The sequence below is a fragment of the Acinetobacter sp. Ac8 genome, assembly GCF_055392545.1.
Window position 1 is genome coordinate 4,442,373 of the sequence record NZ_AP043689.1, and the last position, 12,736, is coordinate 4,455,108.

Annotated in this window: 8 protein-coding genes; 1 reads left to right on the top strand and 7 read right to left on the bottom strand. The window is 39.7% G+C overall.

From position 1 onward, the window contains the following. Positions 1 to 482 precede the first annotated feature (482 nt). Positions 483 to 836, bottom strand: coding sequence for a winged helix-turn-helix transcriptional regulator (locus ACZ5QH_RS21100; RefSeq protein ID WP_303576621.1), 354 nt, complete (start codon positions 834 to 836; stop codon positions 483 to 485). Between the two features lie 90 nt (positions 837 to 926). On the opposite strand from ACZ5QH_RS21100, the gene ACZ5QH_RS21105 reads away from it, so the two are divergent. Continuing rightward, positions 927 to 1,475 carry an NAD(P)H-dependent oxidoreductase gene (locus tag ACZ5QH_RS21105; RefSeq protein ID WP_303576620.1) on the top strand — a complete coding sequence of 183 codons (549 nt, stop codon included), beginning with the start codon at positions 927 to 929 and terminating at the stop codon, positions 1,473 to 1,475. Positions 1,476 to 1,553: 78 nt separating this feature from the next. Here ACZ5QH_RS21105 and ACZ5QH_RS21110 read toward each other — a convergent pair whose 3' ends face one another. The 6 genes from ACZ5QH_RS21110 to ACZ5QH_RS21135 all read right to left on the bottom strand — a co-directional run bounded on the left by ACZ5QH_RS21110 (position 1,554) and on the right by ACZ5QH_RS21135 (position 12,716). Next, on the bottom strand, positions 1,554 to 2,975 hold the full coding sequence (locus ACZ5QH_RS21110) for an FAD-dependent oxidoreductase (protein WP_004725441.1): 1,422 nt from the start codon (positions 2,973 to 2,975) through the stop codon (positions 1,554 to 1,556). Between the two features lie 90 nt (positions 2,976 to 3,065). Next, entirely contained in the window at positions 3,066 to 7,541 is a 4,476-nt protein-coding gene (gene gltB / locus ACZ5QH_RS21115; protein ID WP_016539152.1) for a glutamate synthase large subunit, read from the bottom strand. A gap of 425 nt (positions 7,542 to 7,966) precedes the next feature. After that, positions 7,967 to 8,830, bottom strand: a complete 864-nt coding sequence (locus ACZ5QH_RS21120) for a hypothetical protein (protein WP_004816673.1) — start codon at positions 8,828 to 8,830, stop codon at positions 7,967 to 7,969. A 16-nt stretch (positions 8,831 to 8,846) separates the two neighbouring features. Further along, positions 8,847 to 9,926, bottom strand: a complete 1,080-nt coding sequence (aroB, locus tag ACZ5QH_RS21125) for a 3-dehydroquinate synthase (RefSeq protein WP_303576619.1) — start codon at positions 9,924 to 9,926, stop codon at positions 8,847 to 8,849. A gap of 36 nt (positions 9,927 to 9,962) precedes the next feature. Then, positions 9,963 to 10,505 (bottom strand): shikimate kinase AroK, encoded by a 543-nt coding sequence (gene aroK / locus ACZ5QH_RS21130; protein ID WP_004725433.1) that lies wholly within the window; start codon positions 10,503 to 10,505, stop codon positions 9,963 to 9,965. Between the two features lie 36 nt (positions 10,506 to 10,541). After that, positions 10,542 to 12,716, bottom strand: coding sequence for a type IV pilus secretin PilQ (locus tag ACZ5QH_RS21135; RefSeq protein ID WP_303576618.1), 2,175 nt, complete (start codon positions 12,714 to 12,716; stop codon positions 10,542 to 10,544). Between the last annotated feature and the right edge of the window lie 20 nt (positions 12,717 to 12,736).

Below are 12,736 nucleotides of genomic sequence, written 5' to 3' on the forward strand. Positions count from 1 at the left end.
ATATCATTTTCAAAAAAACACATGACTCAATTGAAAATATAAAAAAATTAAAAATATAAATTATTGATATAATTAAACTTATTAAAAATAAGTATGTTTCTTATCTTCACAAAAAAGTGCTTTATCGTTTACACAAAGCCTAAAATCGAGATTTATAAGTATGCTTTTATTGACTTAAATGACATTTTTCAATCAGGCTGAGTTGTGTTTTAATTTTTAAAACAATCACATAGGGTCCATTCAAAATTAGAACTCAATTTATAAATATTTATGCTTGCAACGTCATATAAATATTCAACAAAAAAGCATGTGTTTTATAGAACCCAAACAAACAGAATTCGTCTAGGAACTTTTTTGTATTAAAAAAACATACTATTGCTTTAGTGTGATTGGCAAATTTTATTGCTAAATTGCACTTTTCATCGCTTTTCCATAGCCGATTTGAGCATTAAAACTGCATCTTTCAACGCCTTCACTTTGAATCAGTTTTGCGCTGAAAAGCCATGTGCCCAAGCAGATAAAGCATCCAGTACTGGTATAAATGTTTGACCAAATGCAGTTAATTCATACACCACTTTGACTGGAGGCTTGTCACCAAATACGGTTCTGGAAATAAAACCATTCTTTTCCAATTGCTTGAGTTGCAAACTTAAGGTCATTTCTGTGATATCTGGCATATCACGCTTAAGTTGATTAAAGCGTTTTGACTCTTCCTTTAGATAATAAAGAATCACGGTTTTCCATTTCCCACCGATTAAATCCATCGCCATACTAATCGGGCAATGATAGGTCTTATCGTGAAACGTCACTTCACAGGTGTTTTGCTCAATATTCATTTTTCTGCCAGCTATCAAAATGGATAGTCATTGTACATAAAAACTATAATATTTATATTCACTATAATTTTTATAGTTGGAAAAACCAAGATGGCATTACTGATTTTAGCGCATCCCAGTTTTACTGAATCTGTCGCAAATAAAACCATTGTCGATGAATTATCAAGAACTCAAACTGATTTAGAAATTCGTCATATCCATGATTTATATCCAGATTATCAAATCGATATTGCTGCTGAGCAAAGCGCGCTATTAAGACATGAGCTGATCATTTTACAATGTCCAATGTACTGGTTCAGTATACCTGCCATTTTAAAAATTTGGTTTGATCAGGTATTTACCTATCAATTCGCCTATGGTTCCAAAGGAGACAAGCTTAAACATAAAAAGCTTTTGCTGAGTATGACCATTGGCCAACCTGAGCAGAATTTTAATACGGAACAACAACATTCATTATTGGAGGACTTTTTATCTCCAATTCAAAAATCAGCACTTTATACCGGAATGGAATATTTAAAACCTGTGTTCTTATATGATATTTCAACTGTTTTAGGACATACACATGCTGAAATCAGAACTCGAGCAAAACAACATAGCTTAAAGTTAAATCATTATCTGCAAACGATTGACTCAAATTAATTTTTTGAGTTTGTTGCATTAAAAAGCCCGCATGACTGCGGGCTCTTAAATAGATGTTGAAATATTTAATGTCTAAAATTAAACATCAAGATAATCCAAAATTCCTTCAGCAGCTTCACGACCTTCCCAGATTGCAGTCACCACCAAATCAGAACCACGTACCATATCTCCGCCCGCAAAGATTTTTGGGTTAGAGGTTTGGAATTTAAATTGTTGTTTTTCAGCAGCAATGACTCGGCCAGAACCATCTAACCCAATATTTGCACCTGCAAACCATTCTGCTGGGCTAGTACGGAAACCAAAAGCCAGCAATACCGCATCTGCGGGTAAAACTTCTTCAGAACCTGGAATCGGTTCAGGACTACGACGACCACGGCTATCAGGGTCACCCAGCTGGGTAGTCACAACTTTTACACCCGTCACTTTACCGTTTTCACCAACGATTTCGATCGGCTGACGGTTGAACTGGAAGTCCACCCCTTCTTCACGCGCATTTTTCACTTCACGACGTGAACCTGGCATATTTTCTTCATCACGACGGTAAGCACAAGTTACTGACTCTGCACCCTGACGGATTGAAGTACGGTTACAGTCCATTGCCGTATCACCACCGCCTAAAACGATGACTTTTTTGCCCTGAACACTGATGTATTCAGATGGATCTTTTTCCCAGCCTTGTGTACGGTTAACATTTGCAATCAAGAAATCCAGTGCATCATAAACACCATCAAAATCTTCACCTGCAAAGCCACCTTTCATATAGGTATAGGTTCCCATACCCATAAATACAGCATCATAGTCTGCAAGCAATTGATCGATAGTGATATCTGTACCAATTTCAGTATTTAAGCGGAATTCAACACCCATACCTGTGAAAATTTCACGGCGGCGTTTCATCACATCTTTTTCCATTTTGAATTCTGGAATACCAAATGTAAGCAATCCACCAATTTCAGGACGCTTGTCAAATACAACAGGTTTTACCCCGTTACGAACTAAAATATCTGCACAACCTAAACCTGCAGGACCTGCACCAATAATGGCAACTTTTTTGTTGGTCCATTTTACCGATGACATATCTGGACGCCAGCCCAAAGCAAAGGCGGTATCGTTGATATATTTTTCGGCATTACCAATGGTCACAGCACCAAAACCATCATTCAGGGTACAAGCACCCTCGCATAAACGGTCTTGTGGGCATACCCGACCACATACTTCTGGCAAGGTATTGGTTTGATGGCAAAGCTCAGCCGCTTGGAAAATACGTCCTTCTGCGATCAGTTTTAACCAGTTTGGAATATAGTTATGTACGGGACATTTCCATTCACAATATGGATTACCACAGCCTAAACAACGGTGGGTTTGGTTTGCTGCAACTTCCGCTGTAAAAGGTTTATAAATTTCCACAAACTCTGCTTTGCGGACATTAATATCTTTTTTCTCTGGATCTTGGCGTGCTACATCCAGAAATTGAAAGTCATTATTCAGGCGTTCAGCCATGTCTCTCTCCGTGGGTGAGCGTGGATAACTTCATTCGCTTGTGTATATCTGCGAAGTTATCCACACCTACCTAAAATTTGAGTAGTGGAATTATTGTGGATCTGCTTGAGTTGTTTTCAAAAGCGTTTGTAAATTAGCCGCTTTTGGTTTCACCAGCCAGAATTTACGGCTATAGAAATCAAACTCGTTGCGAATCTTGTACGCCCAAGCACTACCTGTTTCAGCAATGTGTTCATCTAAGATACGAAGTAAGAATTCTTGATGTTCTTCCATCGCTTCTGTAGAAATACGGTTTAATTCAATCAATTCGTGGTTGTAGTAATCAACAAAGTCGTTATCTAAGTCAAGTACATAAGCAAAACCACCAGTCATACCTGCACCAAAGTTGTGTCCAACTTTACCCAGTACAGTCACGATACCGCCTGTCATATATTCACAGCAATGGTCGCCTGCACCTTCAATGACCGCAAACGCGCCAGAGTTACGTACAGCAAAACGCTCGCCCGCTGTACCCGCAGCAAATAATTTACCGCCTGTCGCACCGTACAAACAGGTATTGCCGATAATTGCCGTTTCTTGAGTTTGGAATGGTGAACCTTTTGGTGGGAAGATCGATACTCGACCACCTGCCATACCTTTGCCCACATAGTCGTTTGCATCACCTTCAAGGCTGATATGCAAACCACCCGCATTCCAAACACCCAATGACTGACCCGCAGTTCCTTTTAAATTCACTTTAACAGGATGTGCTTCCATACTGAGGTTGCCATAACGTTTGGCAATTTCACCTGAAAGACGCGCACCAATTGAACGGTCACAGTTACCCACAGTAAAATGGAACTCACCACCGGTACTTGCTTCAATCGCAGGTAGCATTTCTGCCACCATTTTCTCAGCAAGAATACCTTTATCAAAAGGTTCATTGCCTTGTACTTGGCAATATTGCGCTTTGCCTTCCGCAGATGGGTGTGATTCTAACAATGCACTTAAATCTAAATGCGCATGTTTATCCGTTTCACCTGGCAACATCTCAAGTAGATCAGTACGACCGATCAAATCTTTCAATGATGCAACACCTAAAGCAGCCAACCATTCACGTGTTTCTTCCGCAATAAAGTGGAAGAAATTAATCAGCATTTCTGGCTCGCCAATATAATGCTCTTGACGTAAATGATCTTGCTGAGTTGCCACACCTGTTGCACAGTTATTTAAGTGACAAATACGCAGGTATTTACATCCAAGCGCGATCATTGGGGTAGAACCAAAACCAAAGCTCTCCGCACCTAAAATCGCAGCTTTAACCACATCTAAACCTGTTTTCAAACCACCATCAGTTTGTACACGTACTTTACCACGCAGGTCATTGACACGAAGTGCTTGATGCGCTTCTGAAAGACCCAATTCCCATGGTGAACCCGCATGATGAATAGAGGATAAAGGTGAAGCCGCTGTACCACCGTCATATCCAGAAATGGTAATGAAATCTGCATAGGCTTTTGCAACACCTGCTGCAATTGTTCCCACCCCTGGCTCTGATACTAACTTCACAGACACCATGGCTTGTGGATTGACTTGCTTCAAGTCAAAGATTAGCTGTGATAAATCTTCAATAGAATAAATATCATGGTGTGGTGGTGGTGAAATCAAAGTCACACCTGGAACCGAGTAACGTAAACGCGCAATTAAGCCATTCACTTTACCGCCCGGTAACTGACCGCCTTCACCTGGTTTTGCACCTTGCGCTACTTTGATCTGTAACACTTCAGCAGATGTTAAATATGCAGGTGTTACACCAAAACGACCTGAAGCAATTTGCTTAATTTTAGAGTTACGAATGGTGCCATAACGTGCAGGATCTTCACCGCCCTCACCCGAGTTTGAACGACCACCGATCGTATTCATTGCGATCGCAATGGCTTCATGTGCCTCTGGTGACAATGCACCTAAAGACATACCAGCAGAGTCAAAACGCGGCAGAATTTCTTCAACTGATTCAACTGCTTCTAATGGAATAGAATGATCAGTTTTGAGTTTTAATAAGTCACGAATCGTCGCAATTGGACGCGTGTTCACCAACTCTGCGTATTCTTTAAAGTCAGCATAATTGCCTGAACGCACTGATTTATGCAACGCATTGATCACATCAGGGTTAAATGCGTGGTATTCCTTATCAAAGACAAACTTGAGCAAACCACCTTGTTCAATTGGCTTACGTGCTTTCCAAGCAATATCTGCTAGTTTTTTTAAGTCATTTTCAAGGTCAATGAATGTTGCACCTTTAATACGGCTTGGCACACCTGTAAAGCACTTACTGACAACTTCTTCAGATAAGCCGACTGCTTCAAATAACTGCCCACCACGATAAGATGCGACTGTTGAAATCCCCATTTTTGAGAGGACTTTGAGTAAACCTTTATCAATACCTTTGCGGAAGTTCGCTTGTGCGTGAATTGGATCACCCAATAATTCGCCTTTTGCAATCAAATCATTGATCACATCATAAGCCAAATAAGGGTAAATCGCAGTTGCACCAAAACCTAAGATCACGGCAAACTGGTGTGCATCACGTGCAAGTGCAGTTTCAACAATGATGTTTGCATCGGTACGTAAACCAGCATTAATCAAGAAGTGATGAATTGCACCCGTCACCATTGCTGCATTTGCAGGTAAAAAGCCTTCACGGATTTTACGATCTGAAATGACCAATAAGGTTTTACCATCACGAATCGCCTGTGCAGCTTCTTCACAAATACGTGAAATCGCGGCTTCAAGACCTTCAGCTACAGGATAATTCAAATCAATATCTGCAATTTCGTAACCTTTACGACCAAGGGTACGAATCTGATGCATTTTAGAGTTTGACAGTACAGGGCTCGATACAATTAAACGATCTGCATGCTCTGGACCTTGTTCAAATACATTTTGCTCACGACCAAAGCAGGTTTCCAATGACATAACGATTGATTCACGTAATGGGTCAATCGGTGGATTGGTCACTTGCGCAAATTGTTGACGGAAATAATCTGTCACATGACGTACTTGACGAGACAATACCGCCATTGGTGTATCATCACCCATTGAACCGACAGCTTCCTGTCCACTTTCAGCGATTGGACGAAGCAGTTGATCACGCTCTTCAAATGTCACCATAAACATTTTTTGAGCCGCTTTAAGGTCATCACCTTTTAAGCCTTGATCACATAAATATTCTTCAAGCTCTGGACTACCTTGTAAGCGAACTGAGTTTTCACGTAACCATTCACGGTAAGGACGCATTTTTTTCAGATGATTGCTCACATCTTTAGTATCGAGCAATTTTCCAGTCAATGTATCAATCACCAGAATTTGACCAGGACCTACACGGCCTTTAGAGATCACATCTTCAGGTTCGTAACCCCACACACCAATTTCTGATGCCAGAGTGATATAACCATTTTTAGTGATCACCCAACGTGCCGGACGTAAGCCATTACGGTCTAACATACAAATTGCATGACGACCATCTTGGATCACCAGACCCGCAGGACCGTCCCAAGCTTCCATATGCTTAGAGTTGAATTCATAAAACGCACGTAAATCAGCATCTAATGTTTCAACGTTTTGCCACGCTGGTGGAACAAGCATGCGTAATGCACGGAATAAATCCATCCCGCCACCAACTAGCAACTCAAGCATATTGTCCATACTTGATGAGTCTGAGCCTGTACGGTTTACAATTGGACTCAGTTCAGTAATACCTGGCAATAATGGATTTTCAAATTTTGGTGTACGTGCCACTGCCCAGTTACGGTTTGCAGTAATGGTGTTAATCTCACCATTATGTGCCAAATAACGGAACGGCTGTGCCAATGGCCAACGGGGTAAAGTATTGGTCGAGAAACGTTGATGGAATACAACAATGTGTGAGTCCAAACGTTCATCAGCAAGGTCTGTATAGAATTCTGCAATATATGCAGGCATCATTAAGCCTTTATAGGTGATCACTGTAGAACACAGTGTAGTCACATAAAAATAGGGATCAGCTATTAATTGTTGTTCTGCACGACGACGTGCCATAAGTAACTTACGGTTAAATTCAACCTCAGTCACACCCATTGGGCAATTGACAAAAATTTGTTCAAATGCAGGTAAAGACTGCATTGCGATTGAACCCAAGGCATCATTATTGGTTGGAACAACACGCCAACCAATCACACGACAGCCTTCTTCTTCAATTTCATGGGTTAGAATTTGCTTTGCATGGGCCGCAAGTGCTGGATCTAAATTTAAAAATATCGTCCCGACCGCAAAAATTTCACTCAGTGTAATGTCACTGATCTTTTTTGCTTCTTCACGGAAGAATGCTTTAGGCATAGCCAAGAGCAAGCCACAACCATCACCGGTCTTACCATCTGCGGCAATACCACCACGGTGCGTCATACAGCTTAGACTATGAATCGCGGTCTTGACTAAATCATGACTCGCATCACCCTGCATATGGGCAATCAAGCCGAAACCACAGTTATCTTTAAACTCATCCGGTTGGTATAAACCTTGAGCGGGAGCTACAGTGTTAGGCGATGGCATGTGCATAGCGTACCCTTCTTTCTACATAGGCCCATGAAAGGGCGAAAAACATTCGAACACTCAATTACGATTTTTAAGTATTTTCTTAGCTCAAGTAAACCACTGAGTCAGAATCGAATACCAGTCTGTTTTTACTTTAATTGCAAGATTGTTTTACAACTTCCGCACTGAAATAAAGCACTCAATCAGACTTAAATCGCACACCAACTGAATCATTTCGCTCCAAAACAGGGACAATCAACTCAATTAGCGCAACAATAAAGCAAAAAATATGCCAAATTTTATTTTTGTTCACCAAATCACTAAAAGATAGTGAAATAAAGATATTCTTTAAAATTCTAAGCGTCTTATAAAGGCATTTATAGCACCATTTTTGTGCAAATATAAAATTAAATAATTAATTCTGCTTCATTTTAGAGCTAATTTTAATTAAATGGATCACTGACTTCATGCTCAGCTGGCTTTTTATCAGCAGTAGCACCGGTTTCTTTATTGTTGCTTGAAGGCTGTGCACGAGATTGTGACTTTTGTACATCTACCACATTGCCAGATGCATCACGACGGGTAATTGTGGTTTTGGTGGTCTGATTTGCAGGAGCTGAACCTGTTAAAGAAGACAAGGCCGATTTTGCTTGAGCCAATAGCGTTTCATCAACTACAGGTAAAGGTGCAGATTTTAATTTTACTTGATAGAGTTTATTTGCACTTGCCATTTCATCTGAGCCCAGATCATTAATTAAAGCACTATATTTTTCAAACTGGATCGCTTGAGGATGAATAGATGCAGGCAATTTTAGATTTAATTGTTGTAACTGGCTCTTGGCCTGATCATCACTTTTAAATAAACCATAGGCTAAAACATATTGCTCAGCTTGATCTTCACCACTTAAACGGAAGTAAATAAAATTTTTACGATCCGCTTGTTTCTGTAAAAAGCCCAAGATGACATCTTCATCTGAGGTCTTAAATAGCTCTATGGTCCAAGCTTTCTTATTTTCTTGAAAAAATTTTGTACCACGAAATTCTGCATCATGGCTACCCGCAGTCACAATACGTGTGGTCATTTCAAGTGGACGTACTTCATCCATCAAAGCGCCTAAATGCGATGTTGCGGCAACTTTTTCAGGTTGAATTTGAACTTGGGACTCTTCAATCGGATTGACTACAGTGACCAGATCTTTGGTGTCGGTCACTGCCCAAAAAATCAGTGCCACCAAAAGACAGATTAATCCACCAACCAACCAAATATATTGTCGAATATTTTGCCAATTTGTACGAATTGCTGCCATTTGGAACTAACCTTTTCTATATCTGATTCGCGAGAATCGCTTGTTTCATCAACTCAACATCAAAATCTTTAGTAATGATGGCTTGGCCGAGTTGTTTTATCAATATTAAACGAAGTTGACCATTTAATACTTTTTTATCATGTGACATATATGCCAAAAATTCATCGAGCGGAATTTTAGGACATGCTACAGGTAATTGGGCACGTTGTATGATTTTTTTTGTACGTTCCAGATCATCGGATGAAATCCATCCCATACGCTGAGACAAATCAGCAGCCATCACCATACCCGTTGCAATTGCTTCTCCATGCAACCACACCCCATAACCGAGATACGATTCAATGGTATGACCAAAAGTATGGCCTAAATTCAATAAAGCACGTTCACCTTGCTCTTTCTCATCATTGGCCACAATTCTTGCTTTATGCGCACAAGAACGATAAACAGCTTCAGCCAATAATTCTGGATTTTGGGCAATCAGCCCATCCATATGCTCTTCTAACCATGCTAAAAAGTCTAAATCACCCAGTAACGCATATTTAATCACCTCAGCCAAACCTGCTGAAAGCTCACGTTCAGGCAAGGTTTTAAGTTGTGCCATATCAGCCAAAACCACTTGAGGTTGCTGAAATGCACCAATCATATTCTTGCCTAAAGGGTGATTAATTCCGGTTTTCCCACCAACACTCGAATCCACTTGAGACAATAATGTGGTCGGAACTTGGATGAAATACACGCCTCGCTGGAAACAGGCGGAAGCAAAACCTGCCATGTCACCAATCACTCCACCACCTAAAGCCAAAACCGTACAATCACGATTAAAACCAGCTTGAAGTAAAGCATCAAAAATCAAATTGAGGTGCTGGATATCTTTATATTTCTCACCATCAGGTAAAATACATGTTTTAACCTGCTTACCCAATTGTTGAATCGCCTCAACATAGTGCGACAAATACAAAGGCTGAACTGTGGTATTTGTAACAATCATCACTTGATGTCCCTGAATATAAGGTTCAAGTAATTCTTGAGGATTCAAATGACTACCAATAAAGATTGGATAACGACGTTCACCCAGTTCAACATGTAAAGTTTGCATGATTCTGCCAAATAACAATGAATGATAATTTACTGACTAAATAATTTCTTTTGAAACGATCAGTTGCAATATTCTCAGCGCTAAATCTCGCGCAGCACCCTGATTGGTTTCAATAATATAATGTGCAACATCTCTATAAAGTGGATCTCGTGCTTTAAGTAGATCCTTTAACTTTTGCTCAGGATTCTCGACTTGTAATAAAGGACGATTTTTATCTCGATGTGTACGTAATAATTGGATTTCTACAGGGGTATATAAATAAATCACAATACCTCTATGTTTGAGATATTCTCGATTCATAGCTTGAGTGACAGCACCACCACCTGTTGCAACCACTAAATTTTTTTTTGATGTGAGCTCATCAATCACGATTGTTTCTCTTGTACGGAAACCTTGTTCGCCTTCTTTTTCAAAAATCCAAGGAATAGATGCCCCAGTTTTTCTTTCTATTTCATGATCGCTGTCTAAAAACTCACGGCTTAACAGTTCCGCTAGATGCCGACCAACTGTTGTTTTTCCTGCTCCCATGGGCCCTACCAAATAAATATTTGGTAGGGTTTCCAACTCTTTGCTTGGCAAGGAGTCACCTATCGAATTGCTTTCATTGAAAGTATATTAATGATTTCTGGTACGACTGTCATTAACAATTCTTGGTGTCACAAAGATTAGTAACTCTCGTTTATTATCAGACTTTACATCTTTTCTAAATAATCGTCCTAAATAAGGAATATCACCTAAAAATGGAACTTTGGTCTGACTGTTTTTAGTTTCTTGTTCAAAAATGCCACCTAATACTACGGTTTCTCCATCATCGACTAAGACATTGGTATTGATTTCATTCTTGTTAATCGCCACATTTCCATTCACTATTTGGCCAGCTGAGTCACTTGTGACATTTAGCTGCATTTGTACTTTCCCTTCTGGAGTAATGCTTGGTGTAACATCCAAACTGAGCAAAGCATCTTTAAATTCAGTTGTTGCAACGGCACTGCCTCCTGCCGTTTGCGTTGACTGATATGGAATTTGTTGACCCGAAGCAACTTTGGCTTTTTGTTTATCGGCAGTCATTACTTTTGGTGTTGAAATCACTTCCCCATAACCATCAGCTTGTAATGCAGATAATTCTAGGTCTAACATAAAATCAGACATACTAATTAAACCAAATGCAATCTTACTTGCACCCGCAGTCGTCACACCAAGATCGACATTTAAATTATCAGGGCGAGTAATGGTATATTTGCCATTACTATCTGGGGTTTTTAAATCCCAAAGTGTTTGATCACTTCCACCAACCAGCAAATCATTATTCTTGGTAATCCCTTGAGATAAAATGCCCCACTTTACCCCCATTTCTTTGGTAAAATCTGTCGTAGCACGAACAATACGTGCTTCAACCATGACTTGTTTTACCGAAATATCCAATAGATCAATCATTTTACGGATTTTATCAATATTATTTGCAGTATCATTAATAATTAATGTATTTGTTCTTGTATCTGCAACCGCACTTCCTCTTAAGCTCAGTAGACTTTCTAAAGCTAAAGAATCTGTATTATTGGTATTATTTGTCTGCGCACCTTTAGGGTTTCTAGAGTCCTGTAACAATTTAAGAACTTCTGCAACTTTTGCATAATTAAGCTGAATATATTCAGTTTGAATTGGTGCTAATTTTACACTTTGTGCAATTGCTTTGGCTTCATCTTCTTCTGCTTTAATCAGCTCGGTGACAGGCGCAATCCAAATCACACTCCCATTACGGCGCTTATCTAAATTTTTGGTTTTTAAAATAATATCTAAGGCCTGATCCCAAGGTACATCTTTTAAACGTAAAGTGATATTACCTTGAACTGAATCCGCAGCCACCATATTAATACTGGTAAAATCAGCAAGCAGCTGTAGCACACGGCGTACTTCAATATCTTGAAAATCCAGTGAGATTTTCTTACCCGTATAAGATTGACTCACATTGGGACGATTTACTTTATTTTCTACAGGGCGCTTTAAACTCACGGTCAATTTATTTTCCGCTTGAAAAGCCATATATTCATAGCTCCCCGAAGATTGAATGGTGATTACACCATTGGAACCATCATTATAAGCATCCACAGAAGAAACTGGGGTCGCAAAATCATTGACATTTAAACGACGAATTAAATGTGCTGGAATTTTATTCCCTAATGTTCGAATAACAACTTTACTGCCCTGTTGTTGCACATCTACAGGTGTATTTGCACCAGACAGATTTACAATAACCTGTCCCTCACCCGCATTGCCACGCTGAAAACCGATATCTGCGATGCCTTGATTTTGCTTATTCAGTATAGATGCAGATGATGCATAAGTCGGTAAAGCAGCAGCTTGATTGGCATTGTTAATCTTTAAAATAAAGGTATTCCCTTCAACACGCGTTGTAAAAGAACCACTATTTTTTAAATTTACTGTTAAGCGTGAACGTTGATCATCGGCCGCAATATCTACAGTCGACGCTTCTTCACTCGCCACAGCAATGGATGATTGATTGATTGTTTGCTTCGCCTGATCAAAGTCTAAAATCAGTCGAAATGGATTATCCAATTGATAGGCTTGAGGCTGTGGCGGTAAGCCATTAAACATCACACGAATTTCTGTACCTTGCCCCGGTATTTTCATCGGTACAATATTGGTCATGGTTGTTTGCGCTGCTGCAACCTGCATAATCGCAATTGACACTGCCGCCATAGTAAATTGACGAAGTTGACTATTCATAAACTTACCATCCCCGTTAAAGATATTTTTCAAACTCTTTTTCATTTTTATTCCTTTATTCCGTT